The organism is Roseococcus pinisoli (genome assembly GCF_018413645.1).
Lineage (GTDB): Bacteria > Pseudomonadota > Alphaproteobacteria > Acetobacterales > Acetobacteraceae > Roseococcus > Roseococcus pinisoli.
Genome location: NZ_JAHCDA010000002.1, coordinates 752,628 through 773,846, shown reverse-complemented (window position 1 = coordinate 773,846; position 21,219 = coordinate 752,628). Strand labels below are relative to the sequence as shown.

At 68.0% G+C, this 21,219-nt stretch carries 16 protein-coding genes; 3 read left to right on the top strand and 13 right to left on the bottom strand.

What is annotated here, in order from left to right:
- Window positions 1–9: 9 nt before the first annotated feature.
- Complete coding sequence (locus KHU32_RS12400) at window positions 10–951, bottom strand: NAD-dependent epimerase/dehydratase family protein (RefSeq protein WP_213670396.1); 942 nt, start codon at window positions 949–951, stop codon at window positions 10–12.
- A gap of 83 nt (window positions 952–1,034) precedes the next feature.
- Window positions 1,035–3,092, bottom strand: coding sequence for a GumC family protein (locus KHU32_RS12395; protein ID WP_213670395.1), 2,058 nt, complete (start codon window positions 3,090–3,092; stop codon window positions 1,035–1,037).
- Window positions 3,093–3,463: 371 nt separating this feature from the next.
- Here KHU32_RS12395 and KHU32_RS12390 point away from each other — a divergent pair, with 371 nt between their 5' ends.
- The 3 genes from KHU32_RS12390 to KHU32_RS12380 all read left to right on the top strand — a co-directional run bounded on the left by KHU32_RS12390 (window position 3,464) and on the right by KHU32_RS12380 (window position 6,429).
- Complete coding sequence (locus KHU32_RS12390) at window positions 3,464–4,162, top strand: polysaccharide deacetylase family protein (RefSeq protein WP_213670394.1); 699 nt, start codon at window positions 3,464–3,466, stop codon at window positions 4,160–4,162.
- Between the two features lie 162 nt (window positions 4,163–4,324).
- Complete coding sequence (locus KHU32_RS12385; protein WP_213670393.1) at window positions 4,325–5,311, top strand: glycosyltransferase family 2 protein; 987 nt, start codon at window positions 4,325–4,327, stop codon at window positions 5,309–5,311.
- Entirely contained in the window at window positions 5,302–6,429 is a 1,128-nt protein-coding gene (locus tag KHU32_RS12380) for an endo-1,4-beta-xylanase (protein ID WP_213670392.1), read from the top strand. Before KHU32_RS12385 ends, KHU32_RS12380 begins: the two co-directional genes overlap by 10 nt.
- A 19-nt stretch (window positions 6,430–6,448) precedes the next feature.
- Here KHU32_RS12380 and KHU32_RS12375 read toward each other — a convergent pair whose 3' ends face one another.
- From KHU32_RS12375 to KHU32_RS12325, 11 genes are all read right to left on the bottom strand, one after another.
- Entirely contained in the window at window positions 6,449–7,417 is a 969-nt protein-coding gene (locus tag KHU32_RS12375; RefSeq protein WP_213670391.1) for a tripartite tricarboxylate transporter substrate binding protein, read from the bottom strand.
- Window positions 7,418–7,491: 74 nt separating this feature from the next.
- Window positions 7,492–8,730, bottom strand: a complete 1,239-nt coding sequence (locus KHU32_RS12370; RefSeq protein WP_213670390.1) for a serine hydrolase domain-containing protein — start codon at window positions 8,728–8,730, stop codon at window positions 7,492–7,494.
- Window positions 8,646–10,484 (bottom strand): alpha/beta hydrolase family protein, encoded by a 1,839-nt coding sequence (locus tag KHU32_RS12365; RefSeq protein WP_213670389.1) that lies wholly within the window; start codon window positions 10,482–10,484, stop codon window positions 8,646–8,648. Before KHU32_RS12365 ends, KHU32_RS12370 begins: the two co-directional genes overlap by 85 nt.
- Complete coding sequence (locus tag KHU32_RS12360) at window positions 10,481–12,913, bottom strand: glycoside hydrolase family 2 protein (RefSeq protein WP_213670388.1); 2,433 nt, start codon at window positions 12,911–12,913, stop codon at window positions 10,481–10,483. The genes KHU32_RS12365 and KHU32_RS12360 overlap by 4 nt, the downstream gene beginning before the upstream one ends.
- A gap of 9 nt (window positions 12,914–12,922) precedes the next feature.
- Complete coding sequence (locus tag KHU32_RS12355) at window positions 12,923–13,960, bottom strand: DUF1839 family protein (protein ID WP_249680991.1); 1,038 nt, start codon at window positions 13,958–13,960, stop codon at window positions 12,923–12,925.
- Entirely contained in the window at window positions 13,905–14,831 is a 927-nt protein-coding gene (locus KHU32_RS12350; protein ID WP_213670901.1) for an amino acid--[acyl-carrier-protein] ligase, read from the bottom strand. Before KHU32_RS12350 ends, KHU32_RS12355 begins: the two co-directional genes overlap by 56 nt.
- Before the next feature lie 17 nt (window positions 14,832–14,848).
- Window positions 14,849–15,994: an acyl-CoA dehydrogenase family protein gene (locus KHU32_RS12345; RefSeq protein WP_213670386.1), complete on the bottom strand. Its 1,146-nt coding sequence runs from the start codon at window positions 15,992–15,994 to the stop codon at window positions 14,849–14,851.
- Window positions 15,991–16,242: an acyl carrier protein gene (locus KHU32_RS12340; protein ID WP_213670385.1), complete on the bottom strand. Its 252-nt coding sequence runs from the start codon at window positions 16,240–16,242 to the stop codon at window positions 15,991–15,993. The genes KHU32_RS12345 and KHU32_RS12340 overlap by 4 nt, the downstream gene beginning before the upstream one ends.
- Before the next feature lie 184 nt (window positions 16,243–16,426).
- Entirely contained in the window at window positions 16,427–19,030 is a 2,604-nt protein-coding gene (locus KHU32_RS12335; protein WP_213670384.1) for an MMPL family transporter, read from the bottom strand.
- Entirely contained in the window at window positions 19,020–20,345 is a 1,326-nt protein-coding gene (locus KHU32_RS12330) for a hypothetical protein (protein WP_213670383.1), read from the bottom strand. Before KHU32_RS12330 ends, KHU32_RS12335 begins: the two co-directional genes overlap by 11 nt.
- A 7-nt stretch (window positions 20,346–20,352) precedes the next feature.
- Complete coding sequence (locus tag KHU32_RS12325; RefSeq protein ID WP_213670382.1) at window positions 20,353–21,219, bottom strand: hypothetical protein; 867 nt, start codon at window positions 21,217–21,219, stop codon at window positions 20,353–20,355.

Genomic DNA, 21,219 nt, shown 5'->3' with positions numbered 1-21,219 from the left:
CGGGCCGCTTCAGGCGGCGCGCAGAAACCACTCGGCCGCCTCGGCCAATGTAGCCTTTGGCGCCTGCCGCAGAAAGCCGAGTTCGGCATCGGCGCGCCGGTGGTCCAAGCGGATCTCCTGGGCGAAGACCCGCCAGAGCGAGGGCGGGATCGGATCAGGAAATCGGATCCGCAGCTTTCCACCCATTATTTCGGCGGCTTTCAGCGGGAAGGCCGCAAGCTTGTCGAGCTTCATCTGCCAGTCGGGCAATCGCCGCAGCGGGGTGGCCCCGATCGCGAGGGCCAGATGCAGGAAATAGTCGTTCCACCTGCCCGGCTCCGGATCCGCGATGTTGAATGCGGCGCCGCTGATTTCCGACCGCTCCAGCGCCGCCGCGATGGCGGCCACGAGATCTGCGACTGCCGTCAGGTTGCAGAACCCGTCCCCCGCTACTCCGAGGTCGCCGAGCCGGCCCTGGCGCAGCAGCCGCGCCGGCCGCGCCGTCCATTGCTCCGAGCCGGGCCCATGGATGCAGCCCGGGCGGAGGATCACCGCCTGGCCGCCATTCGCGGCGTGCTGCCGCAGGATTCCCTCACTCGCCACCTTGCCGTCGGCATAGGGGCCGCCGCCGGGCAGAGAAGCCTCCTCGTTCACCAAGCCGGTGGCCGCGCCATAGACCGCCATGCTGCTGAGATGGACGATGCGCCGCTCGCGCGCGACCTCGCATAGGGCCTGCGTGGCCTGCGTCATGGCCCCTGGCGCCGCCGCCACGCAGTTCACGATATCGGTCACACCGTCGAGGGCGGCGCGCAGCGAGGTCTGATCAGTTGCCTCCAACCGTCGCGCCTCGATACCCGGGGGAGCCGCGCCGCGCACGCCCGCGATCACATCAAAGCCGGCCGTCGGCAGGCCCGCCATCACGTGGCGCCCGACGAAGCCGCCGGCGCCGAGAACCAGAACCCTGCGAGTCATGCGGGCAAGAACGGCATGGGTAACCCTCCTGAAGGCGCCTCGCGTCGGGGGGAGGGCCGCTGGCGGCAGCTGGCGAAGGGCCGTCAGGCGTCGACCAGCTTCTCCAGCCGTCGCGGTACGACCTGCCGTCGCCCGGTGAAGGCAAGGCCGAGGACCTGCCCACCCGCTGCGAGGACGGCATCCCGGTTTTGCCGGAGCGGGCCGGCCTCGGTGCTCTCGCCGTGAACCACCATGACATTGGCATCCACCAGCGCGGCCAGACGGCGTGTCGCGTAGCTTGCCGACGGGTCCGGACCGATGACGATGACCAACTCGAAGGCGCGGCGGAGTTGTGCGAGCACGTCCTGGATCTGCGCCACATCCACCCGGATGTTCATCAGGTCGGACTTCTGGGCCTCGTAGGTGATCCATAGGCGCTCGATCACGGTATTGAAGGCGAGTACATGGCCTTCGATGCGCTCAACATTCATAGGCTGCGTTCCGAGCGCGGCGAGGTGCGACCGCCCATCCTCCTGCAGATCTACGAGCAAGGTTTCCTTCGAGCGGGCACGCGCAAACTCCAAGGCCAGCAGGCGGGCCATTTTGCCTCGCTCGTCGTCCGCTTCACTGGACAGAAGCTGGATGATCTGCGGCCGCCGGCCGTCGAGCCGGAGGTCGAGAATCTGAGCGGCGAGCCCCGCGATACCCTCATTATCGGCCAACTGGTCCGCCGCCTTGCCCAATGGTTCGAACGACGCCAGCAGCGGGAGCGCCAGGCCTCGTTCGGCTTCCGACGGCGTGGCGAAGCTGCGCCGGAGCCAGGTGAGCGCTACGGCAACGCCGGCCGCCGCCGTGAGGCCGCCAAGGATGCCGACCAGCATGAAGGCAGGCGCAAGGCTCTTACCGGAAATTGGCGCGCTGGCCTGTTGCGTCACCTGCACGCTGGCATTGCCCATGCGGCGAGCATCCTCCTCCGCGCGCGTGCCAGCCTCGCGGGTCGTGAACTGCCGGTAAACCGCCTCAAGCCCATCGCGTCGACGCTGCAAGTCGCGGAGCGAGGCGTCGGCGCGAAGCAGCGTGGCGCTGCGCGCTTCCGCTGCTTCCCGCTGTTTCTCGAGCTCCACGAGTTGCTCCGTCAACGCTGCTGCCTCGACCTGTAGGGTCACGATCCGGCCGCTGAGCAGTTCCACTTCTGGATTGCGCACCTCGCGCCGCGTGGCGAAGGCGTTGCGCGCCGTGGCGCGCACGGCCTCCCTTGCGGCATTGATCCGATTGTCGAGATCACGCAGCCCAGGCCAGCCTGGAGCATAGAGCGCTGCGACCCGCGCGCGTTCCTGCTCGAGGCGCGCGAGGTTGTTCCTGGTCTCGTCGTTCGCGACGATGTTCGTGCTCTCCAGTGAGGCGGTGACCCGCTGAGGCAGGGCGGCCAACTGTGCCCGCGCGGAGGCAAGCTGCGCCTGGGTGGTCGCCAGCTGTTCTCTCACTCTGTCCGCGCGGTCCAGGATTCCGCTGACGCGGTTACCCGCCAGGGAGATGTCCTGTGCGATGTCGAGAACGCCGGCTTCCGTCTTCTCGGCGACGATCCGCGCCTCGAGCTGCTGCAGCTCACCGGCATAGCGATCCAGTTCGGTGACGAGGAAGCGCGAATTGCCGTTCTGAGCCAGTTCCGATCGCTGCTCGAAGTAGGCGTCCAGCAGTGCGCTGAGTGCGCGGATCGCCAGGGCGCGATCGGAATAGGTGAACTGCACCCGGAGGATGTTGCTGCTCGCATCCGTGCCCGTGCGCAGGTCGCGACGGAACATTTCGACCGCCCGGTCCAGGTGCTCTTCGGGCGGGCGAGGCGGAAGCAGGCCGAAGCGACGGCGTTCGGCGAGGCCGGGGTAAAGCGTCAGCGGTCCGAGGGATCGCAGCGCGCGGCGCACGACGTCGTCGCTCTCGAGAAGTCCCGCCTCAGAGCGCACAACTTTCAGGAGTTCGATCGCCTGAACGTCCCGGCCGAAGCCCGAGATATCGGGCGTGCCGGTGCTTTCGCGACTGGCCAACACGGTCAGCAGGCTCTCGGCGGTGAAGGTGCGTCCGCCAAGGCCCATCGCGATCCCGGCAAGGATGGGAAGGATCAGCGCCGCCACCATCAGGCCGCGCCATAGAAAGGCGGTCACCATCACTTCCCGAAACCCGAAGCCGGAATAGGGCGGCGGCTGCGGCGGTGACTCGAGAAGCGCAGGCGGCCTGGACGGGCCTGTGGCAGGAATAAGCTCAGGCATCTTCAGCCGATCGCCCAGTTTGTCATGCCGTGCACCTTATCGCTCCTGGCGGGAATTGGCATGGTCACGGAGGTGGCGGATGATCATTCCGGCTGCACGATTTTCCGACCCCGAAGGCTGGAGTTGTTGTTGGAAGACAGCAATGAAAGGAACAACTAGCGGATCGAGGCGTCCTACGCCACACACACCGAGCCATTCCATGAAAATACAAAGCCCGGTTTCGGTTTTTCGTTCTGATATCAACGCGAGGCGAAGCTCGAGGGACGGTCATGCTTTCGGAAATATTGCCAAAAAGACAAATACTGATCTTCCATGGCGTGGGGGCATTGCCATCGAGGGCGGTAGATTCGGCCGAGAGAAATTTTTGGTCGAGAGAGGATACTCTGCTTGGGGTCGCCAATGCGGCCGTTATCGATAATTGTATCGAAATAACTTTCGATGACGGAAATATATCTGATCTAAGGGTTGCGGCTCCAATACTCGCCGAGAGAGGATTGAGTGCTACATTCTTCATCCTGGGAGGGAGGATCGGATGGCAGGATTTCCTGTCGGCACGGGATATTCGTGAGCTTGATCGGTTGGGAATGGTCGTCGGTAGTCACGGCATGGACCATGTACACTGGCCGGCGGTCGATGATGTCGCTTTGCATCGCGAATTGGCCGTCTCGAAAAGTGTTTTAGAGGATATTTTGGGTAAGCCGGTTTTGACGGCTGCTGTTCCCTTCGGTGATTTCGACGGCCGATCCCTCAGGAAGGCGCTGAGTGTCGGATACCAGAACGTCTATACGAGCTCCGGCGGATTTGCCTCGAAGGTCATGAGAATCCTGCCGCGGACATCCGTAAGGAACGAATCCTATCCAGTGCTCGGCGTGCAAGACCGCTTGATCTCCGGCGTTCGAAACCACGCCCGCCTGTTGAAGCACCGAGTAAATGGATACGCTTCGATGACGTCAGCAGGTCAGGACTGATCTTGAAGAAGGTTTCGCGTGGCGTGGCGATCGGCCCGCAAAACAGCATCAATCTTCGGGAAGAATTTGTGCCTCTATGCTGGACGAAAGAATCCTCGCGAGCGGGCAATCGCCCTGCGATGCGTGGCCGTGCCAGTTGGAATCGATGAAGGACAGCGTCGAATGATGGGCGCGGCGGAGGGCACCCCGGCTCGCATCAGCGTGTGCATTGCCACCTACCGGCGTCCCGACCTGCTCGGCGCCCTGCTGGGCGACCTGGCGGTACAGACTCGCCTGCCGGAGCAGATCGTCATCGTCGATAACGATGCGGCCGCAAGCGCCGCCGCGGTCGTGAACGACTGGCGGGCTCGTCTGCCGCGTATCGACCTATCTTATGAAGTACAGCCCGAGCAGAATATCTCGCTCACGCGAAATCGCACCGTCGCACTGGCCGATGGCGACCTGCTGGCCTTCATCGATGACGATGAGCGGGCTCCGCCGCACTGGTTGGCCGAATTGGAAGCGGCCTTGCTGCGCTTCAATGCCGACGGCGCCCTCGCACCGGTATTGCCGGTATTGCCGGCGCATGCGCCGGAGTGGATCCGGCGTGGCGGCTTCTACGACCGCTACCAAATGCCGACCGGCAGCGTCGTCCCCCCCAACGAGTTACGGATCGGCAATGCCATCCTAGTCGCCGATCGGCTGCGGTGGCTCGATCCGGTGTTCAATCCCGATTACGGCCTGACCGGCGGTGAGGATGGCGACATGCTGCTGCGCCTCGTCAATGGCGGCGCGCGGTTGATCTGGTGCGAAGCGGCTGCGGTGAGCGAACCGGTGCCGGAGGCGCGCCTACGGCTGGGCTGGATTTTGAAGCGCGCGATGCGCGGTGGTCAGGATTTCGCACGCCACTTCCGGGTCGGTCGCTTCGGTGGACGGCCCAGTACGGCGCGCAGCGTGATGTTTTTCGCTCGCGCGGCCTCGCAGATGGTGACTGCGGCAGGGCTTGCCATTCTCACCTTACCGGTCGGGCGCCACCGGGCGGCGTATTGGCTGGGGCGTGCCTGCGCGAATTTCGGCAAGCTGTCGGTGCTGCTGGGCTGGCATTACCGTGAATACGCGCAGCCGCCGGCGGTCACCGCGCGTATTGACGGGACCGCGGCATGCCGGTGACGGGTCCGGGTCGGCGTACGACGCTGCTGGCCGCCGCTGCCTCGGCCACCACCTTTGGCCCAGCGGCAGCCTCGGGCGCGGAAGCCTCCCTCGCTCAGCTCGCCTGGGAGAAGGGGATTCTCTTCGGCACCATGGCCACGCTCGACTTGCTCGAGGAAAGCCCGATCCTGCTGCCGGAGGCGATCACGCGCGACGCACGGATCGTGGTGCCGGGGCTGGAGCTGAAATGGGACAAGCTGCGCCCCGCTCCGGACCGCTTCGATTTTTCTCGCGCGGAGGCAATGCTCGCTTTTGCGGAACGTCAGGGGTTGCCGTCGAAGGGTCATACGCTCGTCTGGCACGAGGCGCTGCCACGCTGGTTTAACTTGTCCCCGACCCGTGATGAGGCGCAGGCGCTGCTGCGCACGCATATCTCCACGGTGGGTCGACATTTTGCGGGCCGGCTGCATTCCTGGGATGTCGTGAACGAGGTGATTCAACCTCATGAGGGCCATCCGCAAGGGCTGCGGAACACGCCGTTCCTGCGAGCTCTCGGCCCGGATTACATCGAGGAGGCGTTCGAGCTGGCAGCGGCGGCCGACCCGCGCGCGATCCGCGTGCTGAACGAATTCAATCTGGAGATGGACAATTCTTACCAGGAGGCGCGGCGCCGGGCGATGCTCGCCTTGCTGGAGCGCCTGGTCCGCCGCGGTGCGCCGATCGATGCGCTGGGCATCCAGGCGCATCTCGTGCCGCGCCAGGCACCGTTCCGCCCGGAAATCTTCCGGCGTTTCCTGCGCGACGTTGCCAGCCTCGGGCTGCGCATCCAATTCACCGAGCTGGACATCCAGGACCGCTTCCTGCCCGCGGATATCGGCCAGCGGGATGCGATGGCCGCCACGGCGATCGGCGAGGTTCTCGCGGTGGCGCTGGCGGAGCCCGCGGTGGACCTCGTCACTCTTTGGGGGCTGAGCGACCGTGGAAGCTACATGAGCCGCATCCCCGATCTCCAGCGCCGCGACGGTAAGCCGCAACGCCCACATCTCTATGACGAGGCTTTTCTGCGGAAACCGGCCTGGCATGCCGTCGCCCAGGCGTTTCGAGCGGCACCGCAACGCTCAATGCGGCCCACACGGTAGAAAGCTTCCGCCTGGCCTCTCAATCCCGCCACGGATACTCCCGCCACATCCGGCTATAGCCCTCATGCATGCCGAGGAGCACCGCGCGATGCTGATCCGGATCGAGAAAGCGCAGCGGCAGCTGTTGCTGATTGGCGAGCGCCACGAATTCCGGATTTTCCATGACCGACTTTACCACGGCCGCAAGCCGCAGCAGCACCGGCTGCGGCGTGCCAGCAGGAGCCGCGAGGCCACGCAGCGAGCCATCGACCACATCGAAGCCCTGCTCCCGGAAGGTCGGTACATCCGAGGTATTGGCCCAGCGTTCCGTCGCCATCTGGCCGAGCGGGCGGATCTGCCCCTGGCGGAAATCGCCCACGCCTTCGCCCATGTTCATCGCGGCGAGATGGATTTGCCGGCCCAGCATGGCGTTCTTCACCTGCGATGAGCCGTTGAAGGGCACATGCAGCAGGCGCGTGCCGATCGCGCGCTCGAAGGTCAGGGTGGCCAGATGGTCGTCCGAACCTACGCCCGTGCTGCCATAGGCGATCTGCCCCGGCGCAGCCCGCGCCGCGGCCGCGAGATCCTGCAGGTTGCGCCAGGGACTGTCTGGCAGGACCCAGAACCCGCCGGGATCGTCCACCACATTCGCGATGGGCGAAAAGTCGTCGAGCTTGTAGCGGGCCTGGCGCTCGATCGGGATGGTGACGAGGTTGGGCGTGTTGATGAAGCCGATGGTCAGCCCGTCCGGCCGCGCGCGCGCTAGCTCCGCCCAGCCGATCTCGCCGCCGGCGCCGGCGCGGTTGTTCACGACGACGGATTGCCCGAGCTCGCGTTCCATGAAGCGGGCGAGGGTGCGGGCGGCGACATCGGTGCCGCCGCCGGCGGCAAAGGCGACGATCATGGTGATGGGACGATCGGGCTGCCAATTCGCGCTGGAGGCCCGCGCCTCGGCCGCGATGACGCCCAGCAGAGCGGGCGCCGCGACAAGGGATCGGCGTGGGAGCATGCTTCGTGTCCTCCTGGTATTTTGAGGATCATGGAGCAACTCTGAAAGTCCGGCGAGATACTTTCGGGCAGCCCTCAGGCCGGCAGTGCGGCCGCCAGATCGCGGAGCAGCGTGGCCCAGGAGGGCACGTCCCGCGTGCCCCCTCCCGTCCGAAGCAGCACGGCATCGTGGGAGCGCGCCACGTAGAGAACCTGCCCCAGGGCGCCCTCCGCCAGGCAGTCCTGAGGTTCATCGACGAGGCCCCACCAGAACAGGCCGTAGGACCGCCCGGCATATTCCGGCTGTCGGGAGATGGGGTCGGCAAGGCCCGCGATGATCTGCGGGGCATGCGTCACCTCACGCACCAGCTGCCGGGGGAGCACGGCCGTGCCTTCCCAGTCGCCCTCGCGCAGAACGAGCCGGCCCAGGCGCAGCCAGTCCCGTGCGCGGGCATTGATGCCGCTCTCCATCCGCTCGTGGCCGCCCTTGCGATCGAGCACCCAGGTCGCGCCCGCCTCGGTTCCGATCCGCCTCCAGAGACGCTCCTCAAGCCAGGCCGAGACGGTTCGACCCGTGGCGCGTTCGATGGCCAGGCCCACAAGCTGCGCGCTGCGATCGTCATAGCTGAAATGCGAACCGGGAGTTTGGCCTGCGCGAGCGGTCGCGAGATGGGACACGATATCGGGCGTGAGATAGGAAACGCGCTCGCCGTCGAAGATGTGTTCCCAGGAAAGCCACCCGAGCGGGCGCGGATTCTCGAAGCGCAGGCCGGAGACCATGTGCATGAGATGCCGCAGCGTGATGCCGGTTCCTCGCAAGCCGCCGATATCGGGAAGCAACGTCTCGGCCTGAACGTCCAGGGAAGGGATGTACCCGTCCGCGATGGCCGCGACGACGAGGAGCGACAGCACGGATTTCGCCATCGACATCGAGGTCAGCAGGCTCGTGTCGGAAGCACCGTTGGCATAGCTCTCCCGGATCAGCCGGTCCCGATGCAGGACCAGGAGGCTCGTGGAGCGCGTGCGCGCGAGGAAGCCGTCCAGCGTTTCCCCCGATGCGCCGTGACGACCCGCGATCGAGGCAAAGGCGGCCTCGACGTGTTCGGGCCCGTCCGGATCGACGGGAAGGAGGAAGGCGCGGTCGGCGGCCCGGATCGGCCGGGCCGGAAAATACTCCGGATCGCGCAGATCGGGGATCCATCGGCGGGTGAGGGTACGGCGCAGATAGGTGGGGCCGTAGCGCTGAAGGCCTATGCCGAGGTTCGCCGCGACGACGGTCGCGGCTGCGCCGCCCACGAGGATTGAGCCGGCCAGGAGGGAACGTCGGAGGGACATGTAATCCTCTTCGTCGGAGCCTGGCCGAAGGAAACATCGGTTTGATCCTCCGGGTCACCAAGCGCGTCGAGGAAGGCCGCCTCCCAGTCGCGCCGCATCCTTCGTGTGGAGAGGATGTGGTCGGCATCCGGAACGAAGATGGTTTGTATGCCGGGGATGCCTGCCAGCCGTTGCCCGAGATGACCGAAATGAACCTCCAACTCGTCCAGCCCGGGATCCATATCGGAGTAAGCAAGGGTGAGGCGCGCGCCGCGCGCGGAAAGCTGCCGTACCCAACCGAACACACGTATCGAGCCGAGCAGTGGCATCGCACCGAGGAGTGGCAGCATGGCGGGCGGCAGGTTGCGCCCCAGCACGGCGGCTCCCCGCCGCACGCCACGCCGTAGGATGCGTGGCATGAAAATCGCTGCCAGATCCGTCCAGGGGGCGCCTGCACGCCGGCCCTCGGCCAGCAATTCCCAGCGGATGTGCCCCTGGCGAGGTTTCTCGCGCTCCCGATTGGCGGGCACGGTCAGAAGCCGACCTTTGCGCCAGACGAAGGTCTGGATGTTGAGCGGCATCGCATGAATGACCCTGGAATCCGCCAACGCGACCTGTAGCGAGGCCCATCCACCGGCACAGAGGCCCGTAGCGACGACCTGCGGATGGCCCTGCGCCTCGACCCAGTCGATGGCGGCGCGCGTGTCCGTCACCACGCCTGGCTGATAGAGCAGGCGCACTGGGGGAAGCCCTGCGGGGTTCTCGCTTTCTCCCATGCCGGTGCCGTCGAAGCGAAGGACAGGCCATCCCGCCTCCGCGGCGCGCCGGGCCATGCGCAGCAGAAGGCGGCCATTGCCGAAATGGTGGACGGCTCCGGTGGTCGGGATGAGCAGCGCCGGCGTGCCAGGCCGCGCGCCGCCAGCTGGTTCGCTCCAAACCCCTACGAGGCCGTCTTCCGGACCGAAACGCACAACACGTTCTGTCACGCCGAAGCGCAGGCGCAGGACGCCCGGCGCCAAGGGGGAGGGCATATTCTCCGGGCCATCTGGCAGATCGCGCAAAAGGAAGGTGACAATGGCTTCGTAGGCCGCGGCCGGCGGTTCGGCGACATGGGCCTCGGCCATGAGGTCGCCGTAGCCCTCCGCTGGCCGCGCTTCGGCGCTAGGAAGGGAGGCGGCGAGGGCCTCGGCGGGGGCCATGCCGTCCGGGCGCGCCAGCAGCAGTATCGGCCGGTCGGCCGCGGCTTTGAGGGCTTCTCCGAGGTCCAGCTTAGACAGGGCGCTCAGCCCCGCTTCGGACCAGGGGTAGCCGGCGACCTCGGGCCCTTCCTTCGTGGCAGCGGCGACCACGCGGAGCCCCCGCGCATGGCTGCGGCCCGACAGAACCGGAAAGAGCAGCGCCATTGGCGCGCGCGGAATACGGGCGGCCGCGAGAGCCGCCGCCAGCGCACCCAGGCGAAGACCCACCAGGGAAACCTCGGCGGCGCCGCTCAGACGGCGCGCCTTCTCCACCGCCGCCACGATCGCATCGCTCCAGAGCTGAAGATCGGGCGACATTTCTTCCGGCCCGCCTGAATCGCCGCTGCCGGGCGGATCGAAGCGAAGGACGGGCAAGCCGGCCTCGGCCAGCAGGACGGCCAGCTCGCGCCAGGGGCGGTAGGAACAAAGCCCCTCGTAGCCATCGGCGCCGCACATCACGACGCAGCGGCCGCTCGGCTTCGCGACGGGGTGGTACCAGCCGACGCAATCCCCGAATACGACCGAGACCGGCTTCATGAGACACCTCGATAGGAGGAACTGCCGGCGTTGAGGGCCGCGACACGGCCCTGCGGCGCCCGGCTGGAGGGGCCGCTCAGGCGAAGACGCCGCGGCTGCCCGGGAGGCAAGGGGAGCCAGTCTACCTCCGGCCGGAAGCCGTTTTCATCTTCTATCCGCAGGCCGCGGACGAACCCTTCCGCCGTGATCACCAGCGACCATCCCGCCTCATCCTTTTCGGGGACAGCGCGTATGCTGGTCGCGGGCGGTAGGACGCGGTCCTGCGGGTAGAGCGCGGCCTCCGCACAGGGCTGGGCATCGGGGGACGCACCGACGCGACGGAAGGTCGCATGCGTGGCGTCGCAAGGCGGCGGCCCGAAACGCCACGCGTAGCCCGCGTCGAAGAAGCGGCCGAAGAGCGCCTCGCCAGGCAGGGACAGCGTGCCGTGCGCAGCCACCGTGACCATGCGGCTGCCCTGGGCGACGCGGGCGCTACCGCGGTAGCAGGCCAGTTCCAATTCGCCCTCGACCGGCTCCGGACCGTCGTTGAGGAGATGCAGCGCGATGCCGTTCGTGCCCTCGTCCAGCAGGAGCAGGGCCAGCGGCGCGCAGGCCCGGCGCAGGGCGTGCACGCACGGCTTCGGCTGCGCGGCGGCATCGAGCAAGCCCCAGCCGGCGCCCGGCATCACATCCTGCAACGTCCAGACAAGCGCGCCCCGGCAGGGCGAAGCGGGCCGCCGCCATTCGGCAAAAGTGGTCTCCATGATGTCGCCGGTCACGGCACGGGAGAGGTCCAGATAGCGCTCCGGCTCCTCGCGCCGCAGGCGGGACGGATCGACGCCATAGAGGCGGCCCAGGTAGTCGTCGCGCACATCCTCGAAGTCCCAGGAGGCTGAGGGATCGCGCGGCACACCGCGCTTCCAGTCCGGATGGTGCACGGGGGGAAGATCCAGGGCCCCCGCCGGCACATTCGCGAAAGCCAGGCATTCGGAGGCGAAGCGCACGCCGGCGGCGCGGGCATCGCCGAGCGGGCGGAGATAGGCCCCCACGCCGAAATAATGCGCGACGCCAGCATCCGAGCGATGCGGCAGCTCGTCGGCGGGGCCGAAGGGAGAGTCGGGCACGTAGACGACATCCGGTCGCCATTGGCCGAGGATCGAGGGCAAGGCCTCGCGGCGTACTGGGCCGTACCAGGCCTCCGGCGGCAGTCCATTCATGGCTGCCGACTGCGCGATCTCGCTGCCGCCGCACAGCACCGCGAGCGAAGGGCTGGTCTGGATGCGAGCGAGAAACGCGGTCGCCTCGGCTTCGATCGCGGCCCGGAAGGCGGGCTGTTCCTCGGGGAAATCGGCGCTGGCCATGGGCGCGTCCTGCCAGGCGAGCAGGCCCAGCGCGTCGCAGGCCTCATAGAAGGCGTTGCTCTCCCAGACTCCGGTGCCGGAGACGCGGATCATGTTCAGCCCGGCGTCGCGCGCGGCGCGCAGGAAGGGCAGGGGATCGCCGCCCTGCGTCGTCGGATCGGCGCCGGCCCAGACCCCGCCGCGGCAGAAGATCGGGATGTCGTTCACCACCAGGCCGAAGCCGCGTCCGCCAGCGCCGGTGTCGACCTCGATACGGCGGAAGCCCGTGCGGCCGAGCTCGATGCGGGTCCCGCCCAGCTCCACGGCCACTTCGTGCAGCGCCGGCTCTCCATGCGTGTGCGGCCACCACAAGGCGAGGCCGGGCAGTTCAAGCGTCGCGGCGAGAAGGCCCTCGGTACTGGGGCGCAGCGGTGCTTCCTCGCCGCCGCAGAGCAGCCGGCCGGCGGTGGCATCGGTCCGCAGCGAGACGGACAGCCGGGGATTTCCGGCCTCATCCAGTGTGGCGCGGAGGTCGACCTCCGTCACGCGCGGCGCGCCGGCCTTCCAGGTCAGGAGCTCGATCTCTCGCCAGGGACCGACGGCCGCCGGACCTGGAAAAGAGCCCGGCATCCGCCCCTGCAGCGCCGTGCGGATGCCCCGCAACCAGGTCGGCCGCATGAGCGCCGGTCGCCAGCGTGGACGACGGATTCCGGCCGGCGAGGCGAGGGCGCGGCAGCGCAGTTGGAGCACGCCGCCCGAAGCCGGAATGGCGGCCTCCTGCGGCAGGAACATGGAGTCCGAGGCGAGCAGCAATTGGTCTCCCAGCCAGAGCTCCGCTAGCGTCGCGAGACCTTCGCAGCGCAGGATGCGCCCTTCCGGCCCTGCTGGGATGTCGGCTCGGAACCAGCAGTCCATCGCGTCCAGATCGGGGATTGCACGACCGGCAGCCTTGAGCGCGGCGCCGGCTGTGCCCGGCGCCTCAGCCGTGATCCATTCCGTGCCTGCCGGCAGTTCGGCCGGATGCGTCGCCTTGCCGGGAGGCAATACGGCCAGCTGCCAGTGCTGCGGATGAGTGACGAGGCGGTGCGAGGCCGTGTGGATGCGTGCCATGACCGGAGGTCAACCGAAGGCCTTGCGCAAGCTGGCGAGGGCGATGCCGCGATCCTCGCCGAGGGCGCGGATGCTGGCGGAGAGAACGCCGGTGTCGCCGCCGCGCGCGGCGCGTGCCGCCCGGAACTGCAGAGCCTTGCAGCCGCTGGCAAGGCGGGCGCAGGCCTCCGTGGCCTCGGCCGTATCCCGCCCCAGCTCCGCGCCGAGCCAGGAAGCATGGATGCCCAGCAGCTCGAAGGCGGCGCCGGCCTGTCGCAGCGTCGCGAAGGCCCAAGGGTGAAAGGCTTCTGGGCCACCGAGGCGCAGCTGCTCCATTTCGGTTGCCAACAGGTCGGCCATGGCGGCGAAAGGATCGGCCGGGGCGCGATCCAGGTGGCGCAGCAGCAGTACCTTCGCTGCCTCCGCCAATTGCCGGCCGCGTGGCGCACCCGCATGACGCTCCACCACCTCGGCGAAGGGCGGCATCCAATTCGACGGCGGTGCCGGCTCCTGCCAGAGGATGCCGCGGTAATCGTCGCCCGCCAGCGAGCCATGGAAGCGATTATGGATGTAGGTCAGCCGTGCCGCGGCGGGATCGATGCCGAGCACGCCGATGGTGGTCTTGGTATGGCCGTGGCGATAATCGGTCCCTTGGGTATCGGGCATCCAATGGGAGTCGGCCTCCATCAGGACCGGCCGGCCCGCATTGGCATGGGTGCCGAGATGCGCCTCCAGGGAACGGTAGACCGTCATCTCCTCCACGCGGATCCCGTAGAGCAACTCGAGCTCGGGATGCGGCGGCTTGCCGAAGGTGAACTGGTCTCCGGCATATCCGGTCGCCGCCAGAAAACCGAGCATGGCCCGGGGCTCCTCGCCCCAGAGGCTGAGCAAGCTCAGCCAGAGGTCGATATAGCAATTCGTCTCGGGCCACTGACGGTGTGGGCCGTCCAACGGAACGGCTTCGAGCTGAAAAGTGCTCGCCGTGCCGTGGAGCTCGTCTGGGGTCACAACACTACGGCCAGAGTGCCGCGCGGACAGAAGGCGGCCAGTCCCGCGGCTCGGCGCCATGATGCCGGAAGAGCGCCAGGCTCATCCGCTCCAGCCCGTAGCCCACGCAGGCCGTATGCGCGGGAGCCCCGTCCTGGGTGGTGATGCCCCATTTCAGGCCCATGCCGTCGAGATGCATGTTGACCGAGGCGCAGGCCGTCGGCTTCGTCTCGTCAGAGACGGGAATCAGCAGCTCCATCTTCAGCTCCTGCTCGAGCTGGCTGGTCGCCATGAGGCGGCCGGTGCGGCCGAAGAAGGGATCATTCGCCGGCTCGATCGTATGGGGCAGGCCCATCATCGTCGCGGCCTCGGCGACGCGCGTCATCCAGAGCTCGCGATGCGCGCGCGCCTGCTCGGGCGTGCCGTAGCGAACGGACTCCGCCATGCGGAACATCTGCATGCGGCAGGGGTCGGGCGAGGGCTCGTGCCGGAAGCACCAGGAGGTGATCGCCACGCGGTGTCCATCCACCGGCAGGGGCCCGCGCGATGCGATCAGCGCGTAGGTCGGGTAGCAGGCGGCGGGGATGAGGGAGACCTCTGAGGTGACCTGCTGGTCGGTCCAGTCTTCCTCGTCATCGAGCTTGCAGACGAGGCGGCGGTGGGCGGCGTCGTCGCCGCAGAAGCAGCCGATGGTGCCAGCCAGCTGCGGGAAGGAGCGCATATAGCCGCTCTTGCCGAGCGCGCGGGTGGTCATGCCGGGCTGCGGGTGGATCTCTTCCGCCCCGTCCTCCGCCATCTGGCGGCGCATGAGCGACTCGACGGCGCGCGCCACCGCCTCGAATTCGCCGGAGCGGAGATAGAGGCCGGGCGTGCCGCCATCTATCAGCACGCCTGCCCTCAGGAGCGCATCACGAAAAACCTCCGGGCGACCCGCTTCGGAGGGGAGGCCCACAGTCTTGGCGACGGCGCTCACAGGAATACTCCCAGCTTCGGCGGGCTGGCCACGAGCATCGCGCCCGTGCCTTCCCGCACTTTGTCGTTCTGAATCATTAAGGGACCCGACCAGAGGTCCCGGAGATGGCGCGATAAGGAAGCGGGTCCGGTGGTACGATAGCCGGCCAGCCCGCTCGCGATCATGCAATGCCCGACCGCTTCCAGCGTTGCCTCGGAAACGGCCGTTTTTAGCGCGTTGATCTCGACGGCCGAGATCTCGCGGGAAGCCTGGCCGCCCGGCTCGCCGTATTTGCGCAGCGCGGAGGCGACCATGGCCTCCGCCCCGATCAGCCGTTCCGCAGCCTGGCTGAGGCGACCGGTGGCGACGGAGGCCATGCCCCGCTGGCGCGCCTTCGCGCGGGAGGCCGAGCGCGTGCGGTCCAGCGCGTCGGCGGCGATGCCGAGCCAGACCCCGGCCCAGACGATATGGGTGACAGGTGTCATCGTCTCGGAAGCGATGCTGCCGAAGCCGGTCGGAAGCGCTTGGTCCGTTCGTGCCTCGGCCGTGACCAGGAAGGCTTCGGAGCGCGTGCCGCGCATCCCCATGGTGTCCCAGCCACCAGTGCGCTCCAGCGCGAAATCGCCGGGACCCAGCACCCAGAGAAGCTGATCCGCCTCGGCGGCCTCGCCGTCACGACGCGCGGTCAGCAGCAGGGCATCGGCATGGGCGCCGTAGGAGATGTTGGTGGCGCGCTTCACCAGCTTTACGCGCCCCTTGCCCGAAGGTTCGGGCGCGCAGAAGGAGCGGCGGATATTGCCGCCGATCGCTTCCTCAGAGGTCACGGAACCCAGAAGCAATTGTTCCTTCGCGACGCGAACGAGAAAGTCGCGCTGCCAGGGCGTGTCGCCTCCATGCGCCATGAGGCAGGCGACCTGGATGTGATGCATGGCGAGGACCATGCCCGCGCTGGCGCAGCCGCGGCCGATCGCGAAGCAATCCCGCGTGGCATCCGCGAGGCTTCCGCCGCCGCCGCCGAGCTCGCGTGGGATCATCAGGCCTAGCGACAGGGATTCGCGCAGGGCCGCGACGGCTTCGGCCGGGAAGCGGCCTTCGCGATCCACGGCATCGGCATGGTCCGCCGCAGCGCGGGCCGCGCCGGAAATGTCCGGCTCAAGGTTCAAGCGGCAGCGCCGATCTGCACGAGCACGTCACGCAGGCTCGAAATCGAGCGGAAGGTCTGACGCTTGAGAGCTTCGTCGGGAAACTCGACATTGAACTTGCTTTCGAGGGAAAGCATGAGGTCCACCGTGGAGAGTGACGTGAGGCCACGATCGAAAAGATCGTCATCCAGTCCGATGGAGCTGGCTGGAACCGAGAGGCGAGCGCTCGCCTGGAGCACTTCTCGAATGCCAGTTTCCACTTCGGTCATTTCTTGGTGTCCTATATTTGTCAAAAATAAGAAGTTTCTAAATTTATATACGACGCTATAAGCGTATCCTTTCTTTGTGCCATGAAAAGCTTCCCATAAATTAATTAATTGTAATGTTTGGAATTTGAACAAGGCTTTGTCGACATACCTCCGGCTTGAAGCTCCGAATCAGGCCCCCAGGGGCCTACTTCCCGGGGGCGAAGAGCTTCAGAAGCGGCGGCAGGACCAGCATCACGCAAATCAGCGAATAGACGAGGCTGACGGAGAGCACGACGCCCATGCTGGCGGTGCCCGGGTGCGGTGAGATGGCCAGCGCGCCGAAGGCCGCCGCATTGGTGACGGCTGAATAAATTACCGCCCGATTGAGCGGCGAGGCCAGCAGGTCGCGCCGGCCCTGCTGCCAGGCGGACACGAAATAGATGTCGTAGGCGACGCCCTGGCCGAAGAGCAGCGGCATCGCGATGATGTTCGCCAGGTTGAGGTCGGGGCCGAAGATCGCGCAATGCGCCAGCGTCATCAGCCCGGCCAGGGCCAGGGGCGCAATCGCCAGCAGCGAAAAGCGGACCGAGCGCAGCATGAGCCAGAGCAGCGCCAGCACGAAGACCACGCCGAGAGCGCCGGACTGGAGGAAGGCGCGTTGGATGGTGGCCGAGGATTCCAGTGTCGAGACGGCCAGCCCCGTCGCGTCCGGCGCCACGGCCTGAACGGCCAGCGCGAAGCGGCGCAGCATCGCCGTCTCGTCCAGGGTCGTCGGCGCGGGGGCGACCTCCACCCGGGCACGGCCATCGGGCGTCCGCCAATCGGCAATGAGGTCGGGCGGCAGGTTGTCCAGCGTGACGGGCCGCGCCGCGAGGATCGCGCGCACCTGGCCGATGAGATGGCCGAGGCCGGGAAGCGTGGCGCGGGCGAGGGTGTCGCGGCCGGAGGCAGGCCCATTTGCCAGGGCGGTCAGCGCCGCGGCGAGCCGCGCAGTGTCGCGATAGACCGCGCCCTCGCCGCGAAGGGGCGCGAGCTCGGCAGCGGCCTTGCGGAGTGCGGCGACGATCTCCGCATCGCTGGGCGGCGGCAACGGCGCGCCGGCCAGTGCCGGCCCGAGGAGCATGGCCGCATCCTCGATGAGCGCCAGCTTCGTCTCCTGATCCTCGGGGATGAAGTCGGCGAGCGTCATGGCCCGGGCTACCTCGGGCAGCGCCGCGAGGCGGCGCGCCAGGGCCTGGGCGGCCGGCAGGTCCGGCGCCAGCATTTCGAGGATATTCGGGTCCGTGTCCGGGTCACGCGCGAGGTCGCGCCAGGTCGCGACCGATTCCACATGGGGGTCGCGCAGGTTGATCGGATTGGTGTCGAAGCGCAGCCAGGCGAGGGAGCCCAGGCAGGCAAGGCTCAGCACCACCGCGCCGATGCCGACGGCCTTGGCATGGCGGGACAGCCATTCGTCCACTGGCCGCAGCGCGGGATAGCCGACCTCCCGCGCCTCGCTGGCGGGCTTGGCCAGCACCATCAGGGCGGGCAGCAGCGTCATGGCAAGGAACCAGCCGATCACCATGCCGCCGCCCGCGATCAGGCCGAGCTCGGCGACGCCGCGATACTCGGTCGGCAGGAAGGCCAGGAAGCTGAGCGTAACGGCCAGCGCGGCCAGCGTCATGCCGGGCCCGGCAGTGCGTGCGGCTTTCTCGAGCGCCGGGAGCAGGGCGGGAAGGTGGACGCGCTCCGCACGGTACTGAACCGCATACTGGATGCCGAAATCCACGCCGATGCCGATGAAGAGCACGGCGAAGGCAATCGACAACGGGTTGAAGCTGCCGACCGAGAGGATGCCCCAGGCGGAAGTCCAGACGAGCCCGACCTGCACGAGGACGAGCAGGGGCACGATCAGCTTCCAGCTCCGCAGCGCCATCCAGAGCAGGATCGCCACCAGCACGAAGGAAAGCACGGCATTCTCGACCGCGCCTTCGGAAACGGTCGCGAATTCCTCATCGGCCATGGGCACGGGGCCGGTGAGGCGGATGCGCAGCCCATGCGCGGCATCGATGCCGAGCCGGACTGCTTCGGAGCGGATCACGTCGGTTGCGGCCGCGCCGGCCGACAGCTGCTCGTAGTTCAGGGCGGGCTGGACCAGGATGATGCGCCGCAATTCGAGCGGGCGGGCGGGCCGGCCGGTCATGAGCGCGCCCCAGTCGGGCGTCGCTACGCGGCCTTGGGCGGCGGCCCCGGCGGCATTCGCGAAGGCGCCGAGCGGGCCGGCGAGCTGGGCGGGATCGGCATCCCCGCGGCCCAGCCCCTCGGCCATCAGGCCGAAGAGGCGCCCGAGGCCGCGAAGGCTGGGATCCTCGGCCAGCGGGCCGAGCAGGCCCTGCGCTTCGACCAGCTTCTCGGTGATGGACTGCACCTCGGCGCGGTCCAGATAGAGCAGGCCGTGGCTGGCCCAGAAGGGGCCGCCATTGGGCTGGCGCACCGTCCGGAAGAGGTCGGGCCGGGATTGCAGCGCCGAGGTCAGTGAGGCGGCCGCACGATCCGAAGTGGCGGCGTCCGGCCCGTCCAGCACGATCACGACGAGATCGAGCCTCTGCGGGAAGGCGCGCTCCATCGTCCGCTCGGCGACGCGCCAGGACAGGTCGGGCGAGAAAAGCTTCGTGACGTCCGAATCCAGGACGAAGCGCGTGGCGGTCAGCCACATGGCGCCGGCCGTGACCAGCGCCAGCATGGCCAGCACCGTCCAGGGGCGCCGGATGGAGACGCGCACCAGCGCGACGACCACGCGGCCCAGTGCCGCCGCCGGATCAGCCGCCATGGGTGACGATCAGCAGGAGGCCGAGCACGCCAAGGCAGGCCGCATAGCCGACGGAAGCGGCGTGACGCTCCCAATTGGAGGGAAGGCGCAGTTCCTTCCAGCGGGCGATCATCGCCAGGAGCACGAGAAGGATCGGCAGTCCCTCGGTCGGCAAGGGCGGCGCGGCGAGCATGAGCATGATGCCGAGCAGCGCCAGGATCGCCGGCGCGCGTTCCAGGCGACCGCGCTCCCCACCGAGGAGCCGCCATGTCTCGCCGAGGCCGGCGATGAGGACCAGGATCGCGAGGCCGTCGCGCAGGCCGCCCTGGGGATGCAGCATCAGCAGGAAGGCGATCGGCAGCAGCAGGATGGGCCCGAAGCGGGTGAAGCGGCGCCAGCGCGGCCACCGCACCGCGGAGAGAAGTGCCATCAGGATGACGAGCCCACCCACCGCCGCCATCGGGCCCGGGGCCCGGAGGGAGGCCGTGGGCAGCAGGCTGGGCGTCGGCCCCGTGCCGGGCTGCGCCATGACGAGGGAGATGGCGGCGGCCGAGAGCGCCAGGCCGAGCAGCATCTCCAGTTCCATCGTGACGATCAGCCGCGGCAGCCAGCCTGGGGCCGCACCGGCCCGCGAGCCCATCGCCAGAAAGGCAGCGCGCGCGAGGAACGCCAGCAGGAGAATGCCCGCCAACAGCGCCGCCAGTACGGCGACCGGGTAGATCTCGGCGGTGCAGAGGATCGCGCGCTGCGGCCAGGCGATGGAGCCGGCCACCAGCAGCAGTGCAAGGCCGGGCAGGGCGAGGCCCAGATGCCGGACGCCCACGACCTGCGAGACCGAGGCCGGCCAGGGCGCGCGCAGCGCCAGCCACAGGGCGGGCAGGGAACCGAGGGTCAGGCCAAGCCCCGCCTCGGCGAGCAGCGCGGCGAGCTCACGCTGGCCGAACCAGGGCGCACCCTCGCGGGCGAAGGACAGGATCATGGCGGCCGCGACGAGGAGCGTCAGGGCCGCCACACGGAGGGGGGCGGGCCCGCCGCGCGGCACGGCGAAGAAGACGACGAGGCCCGCGACCCCCATGCCGACCGTGGCCAGGGGGGGCAGGACGTTGAAGAGGAAGGCCAGCAGCGCGCCTTCCGCCAGGGCATAGGCCACCGTCACCAGCGCGAAGAGCCGGACGGCGCAGCGCGTGCGCGCGGTCAGCGCCCGAGATTGCTCGTCGGGCAGGCGAAGGGTCAGGGGCGTCGCCACCACGGCGAGGAAGGCCAGGCACCCGAACAGGGCGCCATGGGCTGCGAACTGGATCGCCGCCAACAGCCCCGAAACCGCCTCCGCGAGCATGATCGCCTCAGGCCGGCTTGCGGCGGAGCTGGCGGGCGCCGAGATCCCACAGCCGCAGGCCGCGCAGGGCAAGACCCGCCATGGCGGGCAGCAGGCGCGGCTGCATCAGGTCGGGATCGAAGATGGCCATGCGGCGGCTATTCTCCCGGTAGCAATCCTCCACGAACTTCGTGAAGTTGAAACCGTCCAGGAAGACGCCCGCCTGGGTGACGTTGAAATCCTTACCGTCATTCATCTCCTGGCCGCGGCCAACCATGCCCTTCAGGCGGCGCACGGCGCGGCCATAGAAGATGGCCGACTTCATGGCGCGCATGGGCGCGATCAGGCCGCGCTGCTTCTCGCGCCAGGCCATGTAGTTGATGAAGAAGACGATGTGGCGCGTCTCCTCGTCCATCAGCACGTCGAAGATCTCGAACATGGCTTCCGGCAGGAACTCGGATTCGCGGGCCGTCTTGAAAGCGCCGAAGCCAAGGAAGGCGTCCAGGCACTCGCCGAAGCCGAAGTCGATGAAGGCCTTCTCCAGATCGTCCGGAAACTGCTCCAGCGGCTGCTCGGTGGCGTTGAGGCCGTATTTGTCGATGAGCACGCGGATAAGCTTCGCGTGCCGCGTTTCCTCCACGCCCTGCACGCGGGCGGCCTCGCGCACGATCGGGTCCTCGATCTGCGGCAGGAAGGCCTGCACGATCGCGCCGGCCCGGCGCTCGGTATGATAGACCTCCTGCCAGAAGGGCACGGCGCGCAGGCGGGCCAGCTCTTCCTCGTTCAGCTCCGGCCAGGGGAGCTCCTCGGGGTCGAAGGTCAGGTGGGTGTCGATGAACTGCTGGCAGAAGAGGTTCTTGTGCTCTTCCGACCCGGCGACCAGGCGTCGGCTCAT